Here is a 22,293-nt window from a genome sequence, read left to right as displayed (position 1 = left end):
GAATGCGTAAGTTAATGATCCCTGTACTGGTAATCGCACTGGCATTAATGCTGATGTCACTGTTTGTGATTCCTGAAGGTGACCGCGGTATTGTGGTTCGATTTGGTCGTGTCTTGAAAGACAACAACGACATCACTCGTATTTACGAGCCGGGCTTGCACTTCAAAATGCCTTTGTTTGACCGCGTGAAAACACTTGATGCGCGTATCCAAACAATGGACGGCCGTGCTGACCGTTTCGTAACGTCTGAGAAAAAAGACGTAATCATCGATACCTACGTGAAGTGGCGTATTGAAGATTTCGGTCGTTACTACCTGGCAACTGGCGGCGGTAACACGCTGACTGCTGAAGCGCTTCTTGAGCGTAAAGTAACAGACGTTCTACGTGCGGAAATCGGTTCTCGTGAAATCAAGCAAATCGTATCTGGTCCACGTAATAACGACGTACTTCCAGAAGACGCAAGCAGTGATGAAGTAAGTACTGAAGCCGCTCGTGAAGCATTGGAAATCGATGGCGAACGTGACCTAATCATGTCTGAAGTGTTGAAAGACACGCGCGACAGCGCAATGAAAGATTTGGGTGTTCGTATCGTTGACTTCCGTATGAAGAAGATCAACCTACCAGATGAGATCAGTGAATCTATCTACCGTCGTATGCGTGCAGAGCGTGAGTCGGTAGCTCGTAAACACCGTTCTCAAGGTCGTGAGAAAGCAGAAGTAATCCGCGCACAAGCAGAGCTTGAAGTGGCAACGATTCTTGCTGAAGCAGACAAAACAGCTCGTGTAACACGAGGTGAAGCGGATGCAGAAGCAGCGAAGATCTACGCAGATGCGTACAACAAAGATCCTGAGTTCTTCAGCTTCCTACGTTCTCTAAAAGCTTACGAGAAATCGTTCAGCTCTAAGAGTGACATCCTTGTTCTGGATCCGAAGAGTGAATTCTTCCAATACATGAACAATGCGAAAGGCGCAGAAGCGAAATAAGCTCAGCGTTCAAGCAAATTGAAAAGGCTCCGTTATGGAGCCTTTTTTGTATCTATTTCTTGCTGCGCTTATTGTTAACGGCCAAATAGGTCATAGTTAGAGCGATAGAGTGATTAACTCATCATGATAGCGATCACAGCGCCGGCTACGACCAAGCAACCGCCAATGCGACGCAGATGGTTATCGGGTTGCTCGCTCAATTGGGCAACCATGTTGCGCCAGCCATTTGGGGCGACCAAGGGGCCAATCCCTTCAACAATCAATACTAGCCCTATCGCTAGCCAAATTGACTCAGACATTGCGATTCCTTGTGGATTTAAGAAAGGTAAATATTATCAGTGATGTAGTGATTTCGAAATGAACAACATCAGTGATGTTTGCATTCTAGTATCAACTCTGTGAACAAAAATGACTGCAAGAAGAGTGATTCGGTGCTAGAATCCATTTTTAACTAGCAATCAGACTTGGAAAGATGGGAAATAACGTAGTCGTTCTAGGCACCCAATGGGGTGACGAAGGTAAAGGTAAAATTGTAGACCTTTTAACTGAAGATGCAAAATACGTGGTACGCTACCAAGGCGGTCACAACGCAGGTCACACACTTGTAATTGACGGTGAAAAAACCGTTCTTCACTTAATTCCATCAGGTATCCTTCGCGATAACGTAAAATGCGTTATCGGTAACGGTGTTGTACTATCGCCTGAAGCTCTAATTAAAGAAATGAAACCTCTTGAAGAGCGCGGCATTCCAGTACGCGAGCGTCTTTTCATTTCTGAAGCATGTCCTCTAATTCTTCCTTACCACGTTGCAATGGACCAAGCTCGCGAAATCGCTCGCGGTAAAAAAGCTATCGGTACAACTGGTCGTGGTATCGGTCCAGCATACGAAGATAAAGTTGCTCGTCGCGGTCTACGCGTTGGTGACCTATTCGATATGGAAGCTTTCGCAGAGAAACTAAAAGAAGTAATGGAATACCATAACTTCCAACTAGTTAACTTCTACAAAGCTGAGCCAGTAAGCTACGAAGAAGTACTTGAGCAAGCTAAAGGCTACGCAGATCTACTAACTTCAATGGTTATCGACGTAACTGACGAACTAGACGCAGCACGTAAGCGCGGCGACAAGATCATGTTCGAAGGTGCACAAGGTACTCTACTTGATATCGACCACGGTACTTACCCGTACGTAACTTCTTCTAACACGACTGCTGGTGGCGTTGCTGCAGGTTCTGGTTTCGGTCCTCGTCACATCGGTTACATCCTTGGTATCGCGAAAGCTTACTGTACTCGCGTTGGTGCAGGTCCATTCCCGACTGAGCTATACGACGGTCTAGACAAGCAAGACCCAGTAGGTAAACACCTAGGTGAAGTTGGTCACGAGTTCGGTGCGACAACAGGTCGTCTACGCCGTACTGGTTGGTTCGATGCTGTTGCTATGCGTCGTGCAATCCAAATCAACTCTGTATCTGGTTTCTGTCTAACTAAACTAGACGTACTAGATGGTCTAGAAGAGCTAAAAATCTGTACTGGTTACAAGATGGAAGATGGCTCTACACTAGAAGTTTCTCCGATGGCTGCTGAAGCATTCGAAAAAGCAACGCCTATCTACGAAACAATGCCTGGTTGGTCTGAGAACACATTCGGTGCGAAATCAATCGAAGAGCTACCACAAGCTGCTCTAGATTACATCAAGCGCATTGAAGAGCTAACTGGCGTGCCAGTAGACATCATCTCAACAGGTCCTGACCGTAACGAAACTATCGTTAAGGTTCACCCATTCGAAGCTTAATCGATACTCGTTAGAGATTATAAAAACCGGCTTTTATCGCCGGTTTTTTTGTATCTGTGAGTTGTGTTCACTATGGAAAAACTGCTGAAAAATGCGACTCGCTGTGGCAAATATTTGCCGTTAAGCTTAAGTAGGAGGCAAAAATTGCCTAAAGCTTAACTGACCTTTGCCGATAAGGTTATCAAGCAGAGGAGATCCTTGGCTGATCTTTGGTTTCTTAGATACCTTAAAGAGTACATTTATGAAGTTACGAACAGTGGCTGCTTCACTGTTATTGATGCTGAGTGCGACATCGGCTAAGGCAAATGTTGCCGATGTAGGGGCGCCTGTTCCTATCTACACCGAAGCAGAGCTTATAAAGCTTATTGAGCAGAATAAGCATCTAGAACGCGTGCGCGCTGATAACTGCCAGTTGGTAGAAGATATCGTGGCACGTGCGACGCGCATTAACTTGCCGTCTTATGAATTCCTTTATGGCGATATGTTGGCGTGGGGCGTTTGTGTTGATCAAGATGTTGAACTTGGTCTTTACTACATGGAAAACGCAGCACACCAAGGCTTGCCTGCTGCACTAGAGCAGCTAGGTCGCTATTACTCTCGTGGTACATTAGTCCAACAAGATAAAGAACGTGCAATCCCATACCTGCGAGAAGCAGCTGCAATGGGTAACTTGAATGCGCGTATTCATCTTGCTGAGCTATTGCTACGTGATTACGGTAGCCCGTTAGATTACGAAGATGCTTACCGTTGGTTATATAACTCGGTAACTGCCGACCAAAGAAAGCACAAGCGTATTGCGATGCTGAGAAACGGTCTTGAGCAACGTATGCCACAAAACATTATTGCGCGGGCCAAACGCCGCGACACCTTCTGGTAGGTGTACTCTTAAAATACCAGTAACTTCATAAAGCTCTGCCAATAGAGACAACAAAGCCCACATCATGTGGGCTTTGTTGTTTTTCCCGAAGCGTAATCGCAGGCGATTAAACGACTTTGTGTGGGCCGAAGCACTCGTAGTGGAACTGCTCTTGAGCTACGCCAAGCTCAAGCAATTGTTTGGCTACGTGCTGCATAAAGCCAACAGGACCACAGAAGTAGACTTGTACGTTGTCTTGCTTAAGGGCTGCTTCAATTTCAGTTAAGTTGACGAAACCGGTGAAGTGGAAGTCTTCACCAATCTTGTCTTCTGCTGTTGGTTGGTTGTACCAAACCAATGAGTTCATGTTCTCTTTAGCATTCACGAGCTGGTTTACGTGCTGTTTGAATGCATGTTGTTGACCGTTTTCTGCAGCGTGCACCCAGGTTACTGGCGCTTGGTGCCCTGAAAGGCTCTCAAGCATCGATAGAGTCGGAGTTAGACCTACGCCCGCTGATACCAAAACAACCGGTGTAGTCGCGTCCACATCCATAAAGAAGTCACCCGCAGGTGCCGCAAGTTGCACCTTATCGCCGATGTTCAATTCATCGTGAAGGAAATTCGATACTTTACCGCCTTCTTCACGTTTTACCGAGATACGATAAGTGTTCTCTTGAACCGCAGAGGATAGGCTGTATTGGCGAATCTCTTGGTTTTCGAACTTATCACTGTTGATGTAGATACCTAGGTATTGACCAGGTTTGTACTCAGAAACCACTTCACCATCGGTTGGTTTGAAAACAAAGCTACAGATGTTTTCGCTCTCAAGCTGCTTGCCCACCAACTCAAATTCACGCAGACCACGCCAGCCACCTTGCAGTGCTGCGTTCTCTTGGTAGATTTGCTCTTCACGTTGAATAAACACGTTAGCCAGCACACCATAAGCTTCTGCCCATGCATCAATCACTTCCTGGCCCGGAGAGAACAGCTCGTCGATCGTCGCCAGTAGATGTGTGCCGACGATTTGGTACTGATCTTTAGTGATCATAAAGCTGGTGTGCTTGTGCGCGATTTTCTCTACAGCACCAAGTAGTGCTGGTAGGTTATCAATGTTGGTTGCGTACGCGCAGATTGCATTAAATAGAGCTTCACGTTGGTCACCATTACGCTGGTTGCTCATGTTGAAAATGTCTTTCAACTCAGGGTTATGGGTGAACATGCGATCGTAAAAATGTGCCGTTAACTTCGGACCAGTTTCTGCTAGAAGTGGTGCGGTTGCTTTCACGATATCAATGGTTTGGTTGCTGAGCATAATGGCTTCCTATTTAAAGTTGTATTTGTAATGCATGTTTAAAGTTGTATCTCAAATGTATCTTTCGATCAAGAAAAGAATTACAATTTTGCTACTACAGAGGATAGCAACATGCAGTTAACTAGCTTTACCGATTATGCGCTCAGAACCTTGATTTACTTGGCTTCATTGCCAAAAGATGAGCTAACAAATATTACCGAAGTGACTGATTTATTTGGTGTATCACGTAACCATATGGTGAAAGTGATCAACCGTCTTGGTCAACTTGGTTATGTGCATACGGTACGCGGTAAAAATGGTGGTATTCGATTACTGAAAGCACCTAAAGAAATCACAGTTGGTGGTGTGGTGCGCGATTTAGAGCCACTAGATTTGGTCAATTGCTCCGTAGAATTTTGTCACATCACGCCAGCCTGTCGTCTAAAAGAAAAGTTAGCAAAAGCGAAAATGGCGTTTTTGGCTGAATTGGATGGTTGCACGATTGAAGAGCTATTAAGTGATAATTCTGAACTGCTGATCTTACTTGCTCGTCCTTAGTCTTCTTAACGCTTTATAAATCTTCTTACTGACACTCTTTTTTAAAGCAATTTCTGTAGCTTATCGAGAGACTCGCATATACTAGCTCTATACCTTCCTTGCTAGATAGGCGTGCCTATGTCAGACAATATTCCAAACGATCCTTTCGCAGATCGTGAATCCAAAAATTACGAAAATCCAATTCCAAGCCGAGAGTTCATCACCGAGTTTCTGCAGCAAGCTGGTGTGCCGATGAATCGCAATGATTTGTTCGAAGCATTAAAGCTAGAAGGTGAAGAGCAATACGAAGGCTTACGCCGTCGACTGCGTGCAATGGAGCGTGATGGACAGCTCGTGTTTACGCGCCGTCAATGCTATGCGCTACCAGAAAAACTCGAGATGGTGAAAGGTTACGTAATTGGCCACAAAGATGGTCATGGTTGGGTTCGTCCTGAAGGCAGTGTCGGCAAGGATAATGACATTGTACTGCCGCACCATCAGATGAAGCACATCATCCATGGTGACTACGTGTTGGTGCAACCAACGGACAATAGCAAGCGTGGTCGTCGTGAAGGTCGTCTTGTTCGCGTGTTAGAAGAGCGCAACACGCAGATCGTAGGTCGTTTCTTCTTAGAGTACGGCTACTCATACGTTGTGCCTGATGACTCTCGTATTAGCCAAGATATTCTGATCCCAAATGAGCATAAAGCAGGTGCTCGTATGGGTAACGTGGTCGTTATTGAGATTACTGATCGCGGCTCTCGCTCACGTGGCATGATGGGTAAAGTGGTAGAAGTTCTTGGCGAGAACATGGCGCCGGGCATGGAAACGCAAATAGCAATCCGCACCCACCAAATTCCACACGATTGGCCAGCAGCCGTCGATAAACAGATCGAAAATCTGGGCGAAGAAGTTCCAGAAGAAGCAAAAGAAGGTCGTGTCGATCTACGTGACTTGCCGCTAGTAACCATTGATGGTGAAGACGCTCGTGACTTTGATGACGCGGTTTACTGTGAGAAGAAAAAGAGCGGCGGTTGGCGTCTATGGGTCGCGATTGCTGACGTAAGTTACTACGTACGTACAGACTCTGCGCTGGACAAAGAAGCCATCAACCGTGGTAACTCGGTGTACTTCCCATCGCAAGTAGTACCAATGCTACCTGAAGTACTATCAAACGGCTTATGTTCACTTAACCCACAAGTTGATCGTCTGTGTATGGTGTGTGAAATGACCATCTCAGAGACGGGTAAACTATCGGGCTACAAACACTATGAAGCTGTGATGAACTCGCACGCTCGTCTGACTTACAACAAAGTGGGCGCGATTCTAGAAGGGGATGAAGAGCTACGTATGCGTTATCACGCTGTCGTTCCTCACCTTGAAGAGCTGCACGCGATGTACAAAGTACTTAAAGAAGCGCGTGATAACCGCGGTGCGATTGAATTTGAAACCGTTGAAGCTAAGTTCATCTTCAACGCGGATCGTAAGATTGAAAGCATCGAGCCAGTGATTCGTAACGACGCACACAAGATCATCGAAGAATGTATGATCCTAGCGAACATCGCTTCAGCGTCTTACGTTGAGAAAGCGAAAGAGCCAGCGTTGTACCGTGTTCACGAATCTCCGGGTGAACTGCGCCTGCAAGGTTTCCGTGACTTCCTCAGTGAGCTAGGTCTGGATCTTAAAGGTGGTCTAGAGCCATCACCAACCGACTACGCTGATTTGGTAAAACAGATCGCAGAACGTCAGGACAAAGAACTGATTCAAACCATGCTGCTGCGCTCAATGAAGCAAGCGGTCTACAACGCAGACAATGCCGGTCACTTTGGTCTAGCACTGAAACGTTACGCACACTTCACGTCGCCAATTCGTCGTTACCCAGACCTGCTATTGCACCGCGCAATCAAGTATCTGATTGCTAAAGAAGAAGGTCGCAACCAAGATCGTTGGACACCAACTGGTGGTTACCACTACTCGTTTGACGACATGGACTTCTACGGTGAGCAATGCTCGATGACAGAGCGCCGTGCAGACGACGCAACTCGTGAAGTGGCTGATTGGTTGAAGTGTGAATACATGCAAGACCATGTTGGCGACGAGCTAGATGGTGTTATTGCCAACGTAACCAGCTTTGGTTTCTTTGTTCGTCTGACTGAACTGCATATCGATGGTTTGGTGCACATTTCGACGCTCGCGAACGACTACTACCAATTTGATCCGATTGGTCAAAGACTTATCGGTGAAAGCTTCGGTAACATCTATCGTCTAGGCGATGCGGTGAAAGTGAAAGTGCTTGCGGTTAACTTAAATGACAAGCAAATTGACTTTGAATTAATCGAAACAAGCCGTAAGCTACGCGGCAAAGGTAAGACTGCGAAGAAACGCGCAGCAGATGCCAAACGCAAAGCAAAAGAGAAAAAGCGTGCGGCAACCAAAGGCGGTACTCGCGCGAAGCCGATGATTGAACCGACCAAGCACCCTGAACCTGCGGAAGCAGGCAGTGCTCGCAAAGGTAGCGTGAAACGTGGTGACGCTGAAGGTACGAAAAAGCCGAAGAAAGCACGCAAGAAAAAGCCACACAGTAAGCCGAGAAAGACTAAGCGTACTAAGAGCGACGCTGAGTAGGCTGAAGCGCCAATCTAGTCCGGATTTAAAGGCGTAGATTGGCGAAGGCAAGACGACCAGAACAACAGGTTAAACAATGAGTAACGAATTTATTTACGGCATTCACGCAGTGAAAGCGGTATTGGAACGCGAACCAGAACGTTTTATCGAAGCATACGTCCTAAAAGGCCGCCAAGACGATCGTCTAATGCCAATCCTGAACGATCTTCAGGTTTGTGGTGTTTCGATTCAACAAATGACTCGTAAAACGCTAGACGACAAAGCGCACGGTGCTAACCACCAAGGCATCATTGCTCGTGTTAAAGCTGCGAAACAGCTTAATGAAAATGACATTGATGGCATCCTAGCGCAGCATGAATCACCGCTACTATTGGTATTGGATGGCGTGACGGATCCGCATAACCTAGGTGCTTGCCTACGTAATGCAGACGCAGCTGGCGTAGCGGCGATCATCGTACCGAAAGATCGTTCTGCTCCGATGAACGCAACCGTAAGCAAAGTGGCTTGTGGTGCAGCTGAAGTCGTGCCATTGATCCGAGTGACCAACTTGGCTCGTACTATGCGTACACTGCAAGAGCAAGGTATCTGGTTTGTTGGTACGGCGGGTGAAGCAACGCACGACATCTACCAAGCAAAACTGACGGGTCCTCTTGCTATCGTAATGGGTGCAGAAGGTGACGGTATGCGTCGTCTAACTCGTGAAACCTGTGACGATTTGATTAAGATCCCAATGGCTGGCAGCGTTTCTAGTTTGAACGTATCTGTGGCATCAGGTATTTGTTTGTTTGAAGCGGTTCGTCAGCGTATTGCTGCAAAGTAATTGATAAACCATTATTTTAATAAATAAGACTAATAAACAAACAGTTACTGCAAAGTCAGACATAATGATAAAAACAAAGGATGGGGTGCCATCCTTTGTCGTTTTCACCGATTTATAAATAAAAATCTTCAGGGAAGTTATGACTCAACAAGACATTAAATTCATTGCCTTTGACCTAGACGGTACTTTGCTTGATAGCGTGCCGGATCTAGCGGTTGCGGCAGACCAAGCCGTTCAAGCACTTGGTTTTCCATCTGTTTCAGAAGAGCAGGTTCGTGACTATGTTGGTAACGGTGCAGACGTGCTGATTGGACGCTCACTAAGCCAAAGCTTGACTATCAATCCAGAGTTGAGCGAAGAGCTTCGTGCAAAAGCGCGTGTACTGTTTGATGATTACTACGAGCAAAGCGGTCACAAGCTAAGTCACCTTTACCCAACGGTAAAAGAGACACTAGCAGAGCTGCACAAAGCGGGTTTTGTTATGGCGTTGGTGACCAACAAACCTTCAAAGTTTGTGCCTGACGTTTTGGAAAAGCACGACATCGCAAAATACTTCGTTGATGTTCTTGGCGGTGATGCATTCCCAGAGAAAAAACCAAACCCAGTCGCACTGAATTGGCTGATGGAAAAACACCAAATCCAACCTAGTGAAATGCTGATGGTTGGCGACTCGAAAAACGACATTCTTGCAGCGAAGAACGCAGGTTGCGCCTCATTTGGTTTGACATATGGTTACAACCACGGTGAACCTATTTCTGCATCAAATCCAGATTTCGTCGCTGACAGTTTGGCAGAATTATTGGACGTTGTAGCGGTTTCTGCATAACGGCTACAAAAGAGCTTCCAAAATACTCGTTAATGAGTACACTGAGTAAACCGTGCACCTATTACTGCACGGTTTTTTTCATTTAATTAGATTAAGAAGTCAAAGGAATCATTCTAATGAGCAAACCCATTGTATTGAGTGGTGTTCAACCTTCAGGTGAACTAAGTATCGGTAACTACTTGGGTGCTCTACGTCAATGGCAGCAGATGCAAGACGATTATGATTGCCAATACTGTGTGGTAGACCTTCACGCTATTACGGTTCGTCAGGACCCTAAAGCGCTGCATGAAGCGACTCTAGATGCACTGGCGATCTGTCTGGCAGTTGGTGTTGACCCGAAGAAGAGCACGCTATTTGTTCAGTCACACGTACCAGAGCATGCTCAACTTGGTTGGCTTCTTAACTGTTACACCCAAATGGGTGAACTGGGTCGTATGACGCAGTTTAAAGACAAATCTGCACGTTACTCAAACGACAGCTCAAGCCAGTTTGGTGATGTAAACGTTGGTCTGTTTGACTACCCAGTACTGATGGCGGCAGACATCCTGCTTTACGGCGCGCACCAAGTGCCTGTAGGTAGCGACCAGAAGCAACACCTAGAGCTAGCTCGTGATATTGCTAACCGCTTCAACAACATCTACTCACCAGAGCAGCCAATCTTCCAAGTGCCAGAGCCTTACATTCCGACGGTAAACGCGCGTGTAATGAGCCTTCAAGACGCAACCAAGAAGATGTCTAAATCTGATGACAACCGTAAAAACGTTATCACGCTATTGGAAGAGCCAAAGTCGATCATTAAGAAGATCAACAAAGCGCAAACCGACACAGAAACACCACCGCGTATCGCTCACGATTGGGACAACAAGGCAGGTATCTCTAACCTAATGGGTCTATACTCTGCGGCAACAGGCATGAGCTTTGAAGAGATTGAAGCGAAATACCAAGGCGTTGAAATGTACGGTCCATTCAAGAAAGACGTTGGTGAAGCTCTAGTTACTATGCTTGAGCCTATTCAAGCTGAATACCACCGTATCCGTGCGGACCGCGCTTACATGAACGAAGTGATGAAGCAAGGCGCTGAGAAAGCATCGGCACGTGCGGCTGAAACGTTGAAGAAAGCGTACGAAGCAGTAGGTTTTGTTGCTCGCCCATAGTTGCTAAAAAGCATTCAGAATTTAAGAGCTCCACCATCGGTGGAGCTTTTTTTATGCCTAGAGATCTACAAGCTTAAATAGCCAGAAGGCTTATTTTGATTCACACGGTAAAAAGGAAGGAAATAATAAGTTTTGTTATTCTAAATTAGCATTAATTAATATTTGGTTTGGGTTACTAGAATCAAGTGAATTCAAAATAAATATCCAGATATTCACATAACATGTTGAGAAATATAAAACTGAGTAATAAGTCTAATTCTAGCCCTTTATTGGTTTAGTTACTGTATTTGTTACAAAAAATGTTTAAATGAACAGCCCTGGCATAATTTTACGTATCCACATGTGATTTATTTCACGGCTTTTACTGGTCTTTCTTATTTATTTCATAAATAAACCTGATAGTAGGCGCAAATGGTGGGCTCTGCTTAGGGCTTAGTTTGCATTTAAATAAATATCAGGTACGACAATGGATACGTTAATCAAACCCTCTTTACTGGCACTGACGATTGCTAGCGCACTTAGTGCTAACGCTAACGCAGAAATTATCATCTCTCAGTATGTAGAAGGTGGTTCATACGACAAAGCAGTAGAGATCGCGAACACGGGCGATGCAGCGGTAACGCTAACCGGTTACGAGCTAGCGAAATCATCAAACGGTGGTGGTACTTGGGGTAGCACACTCGATCTTAGCCAAGTGACGATACAAGCTAACCAAGTGTATGTACTGGCGCATGGTGATGCGAGCGATGCCATCAAAGCTGTTGCAGATCACACGGAGAAAAGCGTCACGAACTTTAACGGAGATGATCCGATCGCACTGCTTAAAGATGGTGAAGTGCACGACATCATCGGTGTGATGGGTGACGTAGATTTTGGTAAAGACACCACATTGGTTCGTAACAGTGATGCACTAACCCCTTCTGCTACTTATGATGCATCTCAGTGGACTGCATTTGAGAAAGACAACATTGACGGCCTTGGTGAGCTAAATGCGACAGAGCCACCAGCACCATTCGCTTGTGAAGTCGACGGTCAGCAACCTAACTTCACTACCATCCAAGATATTCAAGGTGAAGGCGATACGTCTCCATTCATTGATGGTTACCCATACATTACCGACGAAGATCATTTCGTAACTGGTGTCGTGACTGCTGTTACCACTGGCCTAACCAAAGGTTTCTACCTACAAGCACTAGAAAGTGACAACAACGACAAGACCTCAGAAGGCTTGTTCATTCATACTGACGCGGCAGACACGGAGCTAAAAGCTGGTGACGTTGTTTGTGTGAAAGGTAAAGTTCAAGAGTACTACAGCAATACTCAACTAGCTTCTGATGCTAACAGCTATGTGAAAACAGGCACATCGGATATTCCTCGAGTTACCGATCTTGTTATCAAAGAAGGTGAGACACTACGTGATGCGCTAGAGCGTCATGAAGGCATGCAAGTTGAACTGACCTCGGCAAGTGACCTGTTTGTAACTCGCAACTTCTCTTACGACTACGATTCACGTCGTAACAACATGATGCTGTCTCATGAAGCGCCACTGTTTAAGCCGACTCAATTGCACGCTGCAGAGAGTGATGCTGCCGTTGAGCTTGCAAAAGACAACGCAGCGAACCGCGTATACCTAGAATCTGATGGCAAAGCACCAAACGGCCAAATCCCTTACTACCCTGACTTTGCGAAAGATGCAGACCAAGATGGCTCTTCTGAGCAGCACATTCGCCTCGGTTCGCGAGTAGAGGGTCTGCAGGGCGTCGTGGCTTACAGCTACAACGAATACCGCCTGATTGCGACCAATGAAGTTGATAACACCAACTTCGTGACTTCAGGTGAAGGCTTCGACGTGGCTCGTAAAGATGCTCCAGCGATTGCGGATTCAGATTTGCGTATCGCAAGCTTCAACGTACTAAACTACTTCAACTCTGTGGCTGACAGTGGCCATGAAAACCCAACCGGACAAAACCGCGGTGCGACTAACCTAGACGAGTTCCTGATCCAACAAGCGAAAATCGTTGCGGCGATGAACAAGATGGACGCTGACATCATTGGTTTGATGGAAGTCGAGAACAATGGCTTTGGTGACAGCAGTGCAGTGAAGAACTTGGTTGACGCATTGAATGCTGAAATCGAAGATGCAGAAGATCATTACACTTACGTTGAAATCGCAGATCAAGACAAATACCAAGACGAATACTTTGGCAGTGATGCGATCATGGTGGCGATCTTATACCGTGCAAATGAAGTGACACCAAAAGAAACTGCGAAAGTGATTGTGACGCCAGAGCAGCACATCGAAGAAAACACCATTACGCGTGGTGACAATGCGGAAGGCAACCCAGCTTACGACAAGTACCAACGTCATAGCTTGCTACAAACCTTCACGGTGAAAGAGACCGGTAAAGATCTGTCTGTTGTTGTTAACCACTTCAAATCGAAAGGTTCTGAATGTATTGAAGAGTGGATTGCGGGCGTAGAAGACTCTGAGCCAGCGGATCTGCAAGGCAACTGTAACAACTTCCGTGTTTCTGCTGCCAACGTTGTGGGTGACGCTCTGAAAGGCATTGAAGGTGACGTGCTAGTAATGGGTGACCTGAACGCCTACGGCATGGAAGATCCTCTGCTTACACTGACTGATTACTCGAAAGAGAAATACGGCCGTGACATCTACACTGCAGCTTACACAACCATTGGTGGTGGTGAGCTTCAAATCGAGAAGACCAAAATTGAAAAAGGCTACGGTTACCATAACCTGAACACAGTACTTCATGGTGCAGATACCTTCTCATACACCTACTCTGGTGAACTAGGTAACCTAGACCACGCGTTGGCGAGCAACAGCTTGGCACAAAAAGTGGTGGCGATTGAAGATTGGCACATCAACTCACTAGAAAGTAACTTGTTCGAATACAGCAGCAAGTACACAGGTGATATGCCGAAGTACAAAGATGCGTTCTCGGCGTCTGACCACGATCCTGTGATCATCGCGATTGATTTCCCAGATACAGATATCGATCTACCAAGCTCAGGTGAAAACTTAGCAGTGGAAGTTCGTCTACCACCAAACGCAGTTGTCGGTGATATCGTGACAGTAAGCCTAACGGAAGCAACTCAAGCGGCGTCGTCAACGTCTGATGCTGACGGTTACGAAGCGAGTGCAACTCTGACACAAACGGACATTGATGCTCGTAGCGTGAGTGTGGAATTCGACAAAGCACCAACAGAAGGCCAGTACGTTCTAGAAGAGAAAGTGACAGACTCTACCGGTAACACGGTTAAGTTCAGCGACTCTCGCGATGTTACGCTGGAGCCATCGAGCACGAACCCATCAGACGATGATGATGGTGGTTCATTTGGCTTTGGCGCGCTAATTGCGCTGCTAGGTCTAGGCTTATTCCGCCGTCGCCGCTAAACGAATTTATTTCCTGACAAACAGTTCCTAAATAGCTGTAAAGACCAAAGGCCAGCCTATGCTGGCCTTTTTATTCAGCAAAAACTTGCCTTTCTTGCTTGGTATAGCAAAATACCGCCCTTGATTGTCACGAACGTGGCGATTCACTACGTAAGCATTGCCAAAACGGATTGGAGCAACCGACCCTTTATGTTGTTGATCATCGATAACTACGACTCTTTTACCTACAACCTTTACCAATACTTCTGCGAGCTTGGTGCAGACGTAAAGGTGGTGCGTAACGATGAAATCGACATCCAAGGCATTGAGGCGCTCAACCCAACTCACTTGGTGATATCTCCAGGGCCATGTACCCCTAACGAAGCAGGTATCTCTCTACAAGCCATTGAACACTTTGCTGGTAAGTTACCTATCTTGGGCGTTTGCCTTGGCCATCAGGCGATTGCGCAGGTGTTTGGAGGGGAAGTGGTACGTGCTCGACAAGTGATGCACGGTAAGACCTCACCAATTCGTCACAACGGTCGCAGTGTGTTTAAAAACCTAAATAACCCACTGACGGTAACCCGCTACCACTCTCTCGTGGTGAAAAACGGCACATTACCTGATGTGTTTGAATTGACCGCTTGGACTGAACTGCCTGACGGAACCATGGATGAAATCATGGGTTATCAGCATAAAACCCTGCCAATTGACGCAGTACAGTTTCATCCTGAGTCGATTAAGACAGAACAAGGTCACGAGCTGCTTGGAAACTTTCTTGCGCGCAAAGCGATCTGATCGTGATCACCTTTCTTAACAAATTCTTCATGTTTTTCGCCTAAGAATGGGAATGCAAAACTATGCGTTCCGTCTATTTGGTGGCGGCTATTCATTTTTCTCCTTTCTTTCTAACCCTTGTCATACATAACTTTTATAAAAAATCGCTTCTCTATTTGCGTTTCTTGGTGCATAAATAATCATAGATAGTGAGTATGGGTGGTTGCGCTCCAAGGCGAAAAGAATAAATCACTATTGAAATGGTTAATTAAATGTAAATACAATGCCGCAATAGCTTAAATGCAAAACATTATTTGCTGGCAAAGAGTGCTGGTTAAATTCGCTTATCTGCTAGGCATGCGGTATCAAGAAGGAATGTGCAATGACAACGGAAAACAAAGTAGAGCGCGGTTTATTCGATGAGGTAATGGTACCTTGCTATAACCCGATGGAAATGATCCCTGTAAAAGGTGAAGGTTCACGCATTTGGGATCAGAACGGAAATGAGTACATCGACTTTGCTGGTGGTATTGCGGTGAGCTGTCTTGGTCATTGTCACCCAGTTATGGTGAACGCATTGACTGAGCAAGGTAACAAGCTTTGGCACCTAAGTAATGTTATGACTAACGAGCCGGCACTGCGATTGGCGAAGAAGCTAACAGAAGTCAGCTTTGCTGAGCGCGTGTTCTTTGCTAACTCTGGCGCAGAAGCGAACGAAGCGGCACTAAAGCTAGCACGTCGTTACGCAGCAGACGTTCATGGTACAGAGAAATCTGAAATCATCGCATTCAAACAAGGTTTCCATGGTCGTACTTTCTTTACTGTAACGGTTGGTGGTCAAGCGGCTTACTCAGACGGTTTCGGTCCTAAGCCAGGCGATGTGACACACCTTCCTTACAACGATATCGAAGCGCTACAAGCACACATGTCTGATCGCACTTGTGCGGTAATGATGGAGCCTCTGCAAGGTGAGGGCGGCATCATTCCACCAACACCTGAGTTCGCTCAAGCAGTTCGCGAGCTGTGTGACAAGCACAACGCACTGTTGATCTTCGATGAAGTGCAAACTGGTAACGGTCGTACTGGTCATTTCTACGCATACCAAGGTCTAGGCATCACGCCAGACATTCTAAGCACAGCGAAATCACTGGGTGGCGGTTTCCCTATCGGTGCCATGCTAACGACGGCAAAACTGGCTGAGCACATGAAAGTAGGCACGCACGGTTCAACTTACGGCGGTAACCCACTAGCGTGTGCGGTTGCAGAAGCGGTTGTTGATGAAGTGACAAAACCAGAAGTATTGGCTGGCGTACTAGAGCGTGAAGCCATGTTCCGTGAAGGTCTGGAGAAGATTAACGCGAAATACAACATCTTCTCTGAAGTGCGCGGTAAAGGTCTACTGCTTGGTGCTGCACTGAATGAAGAGTGGCAAGGTCGTGCGCGTGACGTACTGGTTGCTGCAGGTAAACAAGGTCTCATGGTATTGGTTGCGGGTGCCAATGTCGTACGTTTCACACCATCACTCGTTATCACACAACAAGAAATTGAAGAAGGTTTGGCGAAGCTAGATAAAGCGATCGCAACGCTGGTTTAAGCGCGATCTCAGCTTATCGTCAACTTAGAAACCCCCATCAAGGATCTCTGATGGGGGTATTGTTCCTACAATATAGTTAGGATCTTCTTGCATCTGGAGGGAGTATTGATGCTAGTAGTTCGCCCTATCGCAATGTCGGATTATGACGCGCTGCACACCTGTGCGGTTGAGTCAGGTCATGGATTTACATCTCTACCGGTTAACGAAGAACTGTTAACCAATCGAATCAAGCACTCAGAATACAGTTTTGGCAAACCTGACGTGAAGGAAGCCGGTGATGAAGGCTACCTAATGGTGGGCTTTGAATCTGAAACTGGCGAAGTGGCAGGTACCACAGGTATTGAAGCTTCGATCGGCTGGGATGTGCCTTTTTATTCTTACCACATCAGTAAAGTGGTGCACTCGTCTCCAAAGCTTGGCGTAAACAACGTGGTTAAGCTGCTGACATTTGGTAATAACTACACGGGTAACAGCGAAATCTGTACCTTGTTCCTGCGTGAGAAATTCCGTGGTGGCTTGAACGGGCGTCTGATGTCCAAATGTCGTTTCTTAATGATGGCAGAGCACCCAGAGCGTTTCTCGGAAACCATCTTTGCTGAAATGCGTGGCGTATCAGACGAGAACGGTAACTCGCCATTCTGGCAGTGGCTTCAAGAGCATTTCTTCTCTATCGATTTTACGCTTGCGGATTACCTAACTGGTATCGGCAAGAAAGGCTTTATCGCCGACTTGATGCCGAAGTTGCCAATCTACATCAACCTACTGAGCCCAGAAGCACAAGCCGTGATTGGTAAAGTACACGACAACACGCGTCCAGCATTGAAGCTGCTTGAGCGCGAAGGCTTTACCAACCGTGGATACGTCGACATTTTCGATGGTGGTCCAACGGTGGAGTGTGACTTACGTAATATCGAATCGGTACGCCACTCATTCCGCGCGCAAGTCAAAATCTCGGAGCACACCAGCACACAAGACTTCTTGATGTGTAATTCGTCATTCGAAAACTTCCGTGCCGCAGCAGCAAAAGCAGCGTATGACGCAGAAACGCAAAACGTAGTGCTTGCACCAGAATTGGCGGATGCACTCTTGGTTGAGGAAGGGGATTTTGTTCGCCTTCTTCCGCAGTAACTGACGACAGAATTTAAGGATAGAAACAATGACACATTGGATTGCAGGTGAATGGGTACAAGGTCAGGGGGAAGTATTTACGTCTCTGTCGCCTTACAACCAAGAAGTGATCTGGCAAGGTAACGGCGCAACAGCAGAGCAGGTTAACCAAGCGGTATCTGCGGCGCGTGAAGCGTTTGTTGATTGGAAGAAGCGTCCATTCGCAGAGCGCGAAGCGATCGTGTTGGCTTTTGCTGAGAAAGTAAAAGAGAACAGCGAAAAAATCGCTGAAGTGATTGCCAAAGAAACCGGCAAGCCAATCTGGGAAACACGCACCGAAGCGGCAGCGATGGCGGGTAAAATCGCTATTTCTATTCGTGCTTACCACGACCGTTCGGGTGAAGCGACACGTGAAGCCGCAGGCAACCAAATTGTATTGCGTCATCGCCCATTGGGTGTGATGGCGGTCTTCGGTCCTTATAACTTCCCGGGTCACCTGCCAAATGGTCACATCGTGCCAGCACTATTGGCTGGTAACACTGTAGTCTTCAAACCGTCTGAGCAAACGCCATGGACGGGTGAACTCGCTATGAAGTTGTGGGAAGAGGTCGGCCTACCAAAAGGTGTGATTAACCTAGTCCAAGGTGCGAAAGAGACAGGCATTGCGCTGGCGGATGCGAAAGGCATCGATGGCGTGCTGTTCACTGGTAGTGCAAACACAGGTCATGTTCTCCATCGTCAGTTTGCTGGTCAGCCGGGCAAAATGCTGGCGCTTGAAATGGGCGGCAACAACCCGATGGTTATCTCGGATAACTACGGCGATCTAGACGCAACGGTTTACACCATTATCCAATCTGCCTTCATCAGTGCAGGACAACGCTGTACCTGTGCTCGTCGTCTATATATTCCATTTGGCGACAAGGGTGATGCAGTCATTACTAAGCTGGTGGAAGCGACACTCAATATTCGCGTAGACCAACCATTTGCAGAGCCTGCGCCTTTCATGGGACCGCAAATTTCGCTTGCGGCAGCTAAGTTCATCCTCGATGCACAAGCGAACTTGCAAGCACTGGGTGGCGAAAGCTTGATTGAAGCAAAAGCGGGCGAAGCGGCGTTTGTTTCTCCAGGAATCATCGATGTGACGAACATTGCTGAACTGCCAGATGAAGAGTACTTCGGTCCACTTCTACAAGTAGTACGCTACGAAGGGCTAGAGAAAGCAGTAGAGCTGGCGAACGATACGCGCTTTGGTCTCTCTGCGGGTCTGGTTTCAACCAACGACCAAGAGTGGGAATACTTCGTGGACCACATTCGTGCTGGCATCGTGAACCGCAACCGTCAGCTAACAGGCGCAAGTGGTGATGCACCATTTGGTGGTCCGGGTGCGTCAGGTAACCTACGTCCAAGCGCTTACTACGCAGCAGACTACTGTGCGTACCCAATGGCATCAATGGAAGGACAAGAGACGGTCTTGCCTGCCACATTGAGTCCGGGTGTGAGCCTGTAATAGAGAAACACGAAGTGGTGACAAAGTATCGCCGCTTCTCTCTGCCGGAGCTATTTACCAAGTTAGGATTCTGGTAAGCGCGCTGGCAAACGCCAAAGGCGAGCTTAAGACTCTCCAGTGCGTGTTGACTGACTGGCACTTATGCCACACATACCGTCACAGGTTGATGGCCGCTCGTTCGTGATTCTGGACAGCTTTAGGGCTGTGAACGAGCGGTCAACTTCCTCTTACCCCTAACTCTACATTTCATAACAAGGAGTCGTTATGACGCCCGATGTGTTATTTGAATCGCTATGGCAAGACTACATTCAACGTCTTTGCCCTTCCGCTGCTAAAGTCCATCAACTTCTTCAAGAAGATGAGCCTCTGATTAATGACCATATTGCGCTACGTACGTTTAATGTCGCTCCCCTAGGCATTGAAACGTTAGCGAAGCCATTCCTAGCGGTGGGTTACAAAGCCTGTGGTGACTACGTATTTGAAAGCAAAAAGCTGGTGGCAAAACATTTTGAGCACCCAGATCCGAAACAACCAAAAGTCTTCATCAGTGAATTGAAAGTGGATGAGTGCTCACCAGAGCTACAAGCCATTGTTCATAAATTGGTAGAGCAGGTTGATGCTTCTAAACTGACTGGCAATGATTTCTTGTACGGCGGACGTTTGTGGGACCTTAGCTATGCTGACTTCCAAATCTTAGCGAAAGAGAGTGAATACGCTTCTTGGCTTGCTGCGCACGGTTACGGAGCAAACCACTTCACAGTGAGTGTGAATCAACTCAACCAGCATGAAGAAGTAAAGCAAGTGAACGACCACCTACGTACAGTAGGGTTCACCATCAACGAGAATGGCGGTGAAGTAAAAGGCACGCCAGAGGTGCTACTAGAGCAATCATCGACCATGGCAGACAAAGTGCCAGTGACCTTTACTGAAGGCGTTGAGGTGATTCCTGGAGGCTTCTACGAGTTTGCTAAGCGCTACCCAATGGATAACGGTGAGTTGTACCCAGGATTTGTGGCTGCATCGGCAGATAAGATCTTCGAAAGCACCAACGGGTAAAGAAGAATCGAGAACGGGCTGCGCCCTATAGATGCGGGAACGCTTTGCTTCGAGAGAGTTGAAAACTCGAAATCTGAGAGGGCTTTATCTCGTAGGACGAAGTCCGCTCTCGGAACGCAGTGTTCTCGACTCTCGATTCTTTGCTTTCCGTTCCCGATTCCCAAAAAAGAAAAAGCCACCAAACTTGCATTTGGTGGCTTTTAAATTTTTTAAACGTTAATCGAGATTAACGAGTCCCGTAAACAACGATAGTTTTACCGTGCGCAGAAATTAGGTTCTGCTCTTCTAGCATCTTCAAGATACGACCTACTGTCTCACGAGAACAGCCAACGATTTGACCGATTTCTTGACGAGTGATCTTGATTTGCATGCCGTCTGGGTGCGTCATCGCATCTGGCTGTTTAGCAAGGTTCAGAAGAGTCTGAGCGATACGACCAGTTACGTCTAGGAACGCTAGGTCACCCACTTTTTGGCTAGTAACTTGTAGACGACGAGCCATTTGCGCAGAAAGACGCATTAGGATGTCTGGGTTAACTTGGATAAGTTGACGGAATTTCTTGAAAGAAATCTCAGCCACTTCACAAGGAGATTTAGCGCGAACCCAAGCTGTACGCTCTTGGTCTTCTTCGAATAGACCAAGTTCACCAATGAAGTCGCCCTGGTTTAGGTAAGAAAGGATCATTTCCTTACCTTCTTCGTCTTTGATAAGAACCGCAACAGAACCTTTAACGATGTAGTACAAAGTCTCTGCTTTTTCGCCCGCGTGAATTAGCGTGCTTTTTGATGGGTACTTATGAATATGACAGTGTGAAAGAAACCACTCTAATGTTGGGTCGGTTTGAGGTTTACCTAGAACCATAATATCTCACTTCCTCTGCAGGGTACGCTTGCGCTATCCATATTTTAGCTAAGCCTGAATTGGCCTACTAGAATAAGAGCACTTTTTATATGCTGCAAGCTCTCTTGTGTTTCGGTTAGAAATAGTATCCTTTTTCGAAAACGATTTCTTGATTTTAATCGTGCCATGATTGAGATTTTGTAAGCAAAACTGTGCACATGATCACGGTATGAAAAGTAAACACTCCAGTAGGGAGGTTTTTAGCCAATTTTCCCTGTTTCGATGAGTTGTTGCAGAATCGGTCTTACTATGAGCTCCATTGCAAAGCTCATCTTACCGCCAGGAACCACAATGGTGTTATGGCGAGACATGAATGAGCCATCAATCATCGCCAGCAAATACGGGAAGTCGACATTCTTGATGCCGCGTAGACGGATCACCACAAAACTCTCATCCAAACTTGGGATCCCTTTGGCGTTAAGTGGGTTAGAAGTATCGACGGTCGGTACGCGCTGAAAGTTGATATGTGTACGAGAAAATTGCGGGGTAATGTAGTTTAGGTAATCGTCCATCGAGCGCACGATCGAATCCATCACCGCTTCTCTTGAATGACCACGATCGCGCGTGTCACGAACGAACTTTTGAATCCACTCCAAGTTCACAATCGGCACCATGCCAATTAGAAAATCGACGTGACGCGCCACATTGACATCACCATCTACCACGCCACCGTGTAAACCTTCATAGAAAAGGACATCGCTGTTTTCTGGCAGATCTTGCCAAGGCGTAAAGGTGCCCGGCATTTGGTTGTATGGAACGGCTTCATCAAAAGTGTGCAGATAGCGGCGCACGCTGCCAGTGCCATCTTCACCGAACTTACGGAAGAACTCTTCTAGGCCCGGAAAGTCATTGGCTTGCGGACCAAAGTAGCTGATGTGTTTGCCTTGTTCACGCGCTTTGCGGATTTCGACATCCATCTCTGGACGTGTAAAGCGGTGGAAGCTGTCGCCTTCAACCCATGCTGGTTTGACGTTCATCATATTGAACATCTTACGGAAGGCTTCAGAAGTGGTGGTTGTGCCGGCACCGGACGAACCAGTAACCGCAATGATTGGGTGTTTCGCTGACATGACAAACCT

18 protein-coding genes are annotated in these 22,293 nt (G+C 46.8%); 14 read left to right on the top strand and 4 right to left on the bottom strand.

Features of this window, described 5'->3' with window-relative positions:
- Window positions 1-2: 2 nt before the first annotated feature.
- Window positions 3-983 (top strand): protease modulator HflC, encoded by a 981-nt coding sequence (gene hflC, locus H735_RS27050; RefSeq protein WP_005438334.1) that lies wholly within the window; start codon window positions 3-5, stop codon window positions 981-983.
- 113 nt (window positions 984-1,096) lie between these two features.
- Here the strand turns inward: hflC and H735_RS27045 are convergent, their stop codons facing one another.
- Entirely contained in the window at window positions 1,097-1,282 is a 186-nt protein-coding gene (locus tag H735_RS27045) for a DUF2065 domain-containing protein (RefSeq protein ID WP_005432777.1), read from the bottom strand.
- Between the two features lie 173 nt (window positions 1,283-1,455).
- Between H735_RS27045 and H735_RS27040 the strand changes: the two genes are divergently transcribed.
- A complete protein-coding gene (locus tag H735_RS27040; RefSeq protein ID WP_020196233.1) occupies window positions 1,456-2,772 on the top strand; it encodes an adenylosuccinate synthase in 1,317 nt (438 codons plus the stop codon).
- 241 nt (window positions 2,773-3,013) lie between these two features.
- Window positions 3,014-3,649, top strand: coding sequence for a flagellar protein MotX (motX, locus tag H735_RS27035; protein ID WP_005432781.1), 636 nt, complete (start codon window positions 3,014-3,016; stop codon window positions 3,647-3,649).
- A gap of 106 nt (window positions 3,650-3,755) precedes the next feature.
- On the opposite strand, the gene hmpA is transcribed toward motX, so the two are convergent.
- A complete protein-coding gene (gene hmpA / locus H735_RS27030) occupies window positions 3,756-4,940 on the bottom strand; it encodes an NO-inducible flavohemoprotein (RefSeq protein WP_020196234.1) in 1,185 nt (394 codons plus the stop codon).
- Window positions 4,941-5,051: 111 nt separating this feature from the next.
- Here hmpA and nsrR point away from each other — a divergent pair, with 111 nt between their 5' ends.
- From nsrR to H735_RS26975, 11 genes are all read left to right on the top strand, one after another.
- Complete coding sequence (nsrR, locus tag H735_RS27025; RefSeq protein ID WP_009705482.1) at window positions 5,052-5,477, top strand: nitric oxide-sensing transcriptional repressor NsrR; 426 nt, start codon at window positions 5,052-5,054, stop codon at window positions 5,475-5,477.
- A 117-nt stretch (window positions 5,478-5,594) separates the two neighbouring features.
- Window positions 5,595-8,081, top strand: a complete 2,487-nt coding sequence (rnr, locus tag H735_RS27020; RefSeq protein WP_020196235.1) for a ribonuclease R — start codon at window positions 5,595-5,597, stop codon at window positions 8,079-8,081.
- A gap of 76 nt (window positions 8,082-8,157) precedes the next feature.
- Window positions 8,158-8,901 (top strand): 23S rRNA (guanosine(2251)-2'-O)-methyltransferase RlmB, encoded by a 744-nt coding sequence (rlmB, locus tag H735_RS27015; RefSeq protein WP_005438340.1) that lies wholly within the window; start codon window positions 8,158-8,160, stop codon window positions 8,899-8,901.
- Between the two features lie 139 nt (window positions 8,902-9,040).
- On the top strand, window positions 9,041-9,727 hold the full coding sequence (locus tag H735_RS27010) for a phosphoglycolate phosphatase (RefSeq protein ID WP_005382834.1): 687 nt from the start codon (window positions 9,041-9,043) through the stop codon (window positions 9,725-9,727).
- Between the two features lie 116 nt (window positions 9,728-9,843).
- Window positions 9,844-10,881 (top strand): tryptophan--tRNA ligase, encoded by a 1,038-nt coding sequence (gene trpS / locus H735_RS27005; RefSeq protein WP_005432761.1) that lies wholly within the window; start codon window positions 9,844-9,846, stop codon window positions 10,879-10,881.
- 466 nt (window positions 10,882-11,347) lie between these two features.
- Window positions 11,348-14,296 carry an ExeM/NucH family extracellular endonuclease gene (locus H735_RS27000; protein WP_020196236.1) on the top strand — a complete coding sequence of 983 codons (2,949 nt, stop codon included), beginning with the start codon at window positions 11,348-11,350 and terminating at the stop codon, window positions 14,294-14,296.
- A gap of 189 nt (window positions 14,297-14,485) precedes the next feature.
- Window positions 14,486-15,073, top strand: a complete 588-nt coding sequence (locus H735_RS26995; protein ID WP_020196237.1) for an aminodeoxychorismate/anthranilate synthase component II — start codon at window positions 14,486-14,488, stop codon at window positions 15,071-15,073.
- Between the two features lie 361 nt (window positions 15,074-15,434).
- Window positions 15,435-16,646, top strand: a complete 1,212-nt coding sequence (locus tag H735_RS26990) for an aspartate aminotransferase family protein (protein WP_005432766.1) — start codon at window positions 15,435-15,437, stop codon at window positions 16,644-16,646.
- A 108-nt stretch (window positions 16,647-16,754) separates the two neighbouring features.
- Window positions 16,755-17,774, top strand: a complete 1,020-nt coding sequence (astA, locus tag H735_RS26985) for an arginine N-succinyltransferase (RefSeq protein WP_020196238.1) — start codon at window positions 16,755-16,757, stop codon at window positions 17,772-17,774.
- A gap of 28 nt (window positions 17,775-17,802) precedes the next feature.
- The gene (astD, locus tag H735_RS26980; protein WP_020196239.1) at window positions 17,803-19,260 is read left to right on the top strand and encodes a succinylglutamate-semialdehyde dehydrogenase; all 1,458 of its coding nucleotides are present in this window, start codon (window positions 17,803-17,805) and stop codon (window positions 19,258-19,260) included.
- A 264-nt stretch (window positions 19,261-19,524) separates the two neighbouring features.
- Entirely contained in the window at window positions 19,525-20,316 is a 792-nt protein-coding gene (locus tag H735_RS26975; RefSeq protein ID WP_020196240.1) for a DUF1338 domain-containing protein, read from the top strand.
- A gap of 226 nt (window positions 20,317-20,542) precedes the next feature.
- Here the strand turns inward: H735_RS26975 and crp are convergent, their stop codons facing one another.
- Both crp and H735_RS26965 read right to left on the bottom strand, forming a co-directional pair.
- Window positions 20,543-21,175, bottom strand: coding sequence for a cAMP-activated global transcriptional regulator CRP (crp, locus tag H735_RS26970; RefSeq protein ID WP_005381432.1), 633 nt, complete (start codon window positions 21,173-21,175; stop codon window positions 20,543-20,545).
- Between the two features lie 239 nt (window positions 21,176-21,414).
- A complete protein-coding gene (locus H735_RS26965; protein WP_005438358.1) occupies window positions 21,415-22,284 on the bottom strand; it encodes a phosphoribulokinase in 870 nt (289 codons plus the stop codon).
- Window positions 22,285-22,293: the final 9 nt, after the last annotated feature.

Source organism: Vibrio owensii CAIM 1854 = LMG 25443 (assembly GCF_000817815.1).
Classification (GTDB): domain Bacteria; phylum Pseudomonadota; class Gammaproteobacteria; order Enterobacterales; family Vibrionaceae; genus Vibrio; species Vibrio owensii.
Note: the sequence above shows the minus strand (reverse complement) of the source record. Positions and strands in the feature narration are given on the sequence as shown.

Excerpts from the sequence above, each read along its gene's own strand:
- hflC (WP_005438334.1), top strand. The coding sequence starts at position 3 with ATGCGTAAGTTAATGATCCCTGTACTGGTAATCGCACTGGCATTAATG.
- H735_RS27045 (WP_005432777.1), bottom strand. The coding sequence starts at position 1,282 with ATGTCTGAGTCAATTTGGCTAGCGATAGGGCTAGTATTGATTGTTGAA.
- H735_RS27040 (WP_020196233.1), top strand. The coding sequence starts at position 1,456 with ATGGGAAATAACGTAGTCGTTCTAGGCACCCAATGGGGTGACGAAGGT.
- motX (WP_005432781.1), top strand. The coding sequence starts at position 3,014 with ATGAAGTTACGAACAGTGGCTGCTTCACTGTTATTGATGCTGAGTGCG.
- hmpA (WP_020196234.1), bottom strand. The coding sequence starts at position 4,940 with ATGCTCAGCAACCAAACCATTGATATCGTGAAAGCAACCGCACCACTT.
- nsrR (WP_009705482.1), top strand. The coding sequence starts at position 5,052 with ATGCAGTTAACTAGCTTTACCGATTATGCGCTCAGAACCTTGATTTAC.
- rnr (WP_020196235.1), top strand. The coding sequence starts at position 5,595 with ATGTCAGACAATATTCCAAACGATCCTTTCGCAGATCGTGAATCCAAA.
- rlmB (WP_005438340.1), top strand. The coding sequence starts at position 8,158 with ATGAGTAACGAATTTATTTACGGCATTCACGCAGTGAAAGCGGTATTG.
- H735_RS27010 (WP_005382834.1), top strand. The coding sequence starts at position 9,041 with ATGACTCAACAAGACATTAAATTCATTGCCTTTGACCTAGACGGTACT.
- trpS (WP_005432761.1), top strand. The coding sequence starts at position 9,844 with ATGAGCAAACCCATTGTATTGAGTGGTGTTCAACCTTCAGGTGAACTA.
- H735_RS27000 (WP_020196236.1), top strand. The coding sequence starts at position 11,348 with ATGGATACGTTAATCAAACCCTCTTTACTGGCACTGACGATTGCTAGC.
- H735_RS26995 (WP_020196237.1), top strand. The coding sequence starts at position 14,486 with ATGTTGTTGATCATCGATAACTACGACTCTTTTACCTACAACCTTTAC.
- H735_RS26990 (WP_005432766.1), top strand. The coding sequence starts at position 15,435 with ATGACAACGGAAAACAAAGTAGAGCGCGGTTTATTCGATGAGGTAATG.
- astA (WP_020196238.1), top strand. The coding sequence starts at position 16,755 with ATGCTAGTAGTTCGCCCTATCGCAATGTCGGATTATGACGCGCTGCAC.
- astD (WP_020196239.1), top strand. The coding sequence starts at position 17,803 with ATGACACATTGGATTGCAGGTGAATGGGTACAAGGTCAGGGGGAAGTA.
- H735_RS26975 (WP_020196240.1), top strand. The coding sequence starts at position 19,525 with ATGACGCCCGATGTGTTATTTGAATCGCTATGGCAAGACTACATTCAA.
- crp (WP_005381432.1), bottom strand. The coding sequence starts at position 21,175 with ATGGTTCTAGGTAAACCTCAAACCGACCCAACATTAGAGTGGTTTCTT.
- H735_RS26965 (WP_005438358.1), bottom strand. The coding sequence starts at position 22,284 with ATGTCAGCGAAACACCCAATCATTGCGGTTACTGGTTCGTCCGGTGCC.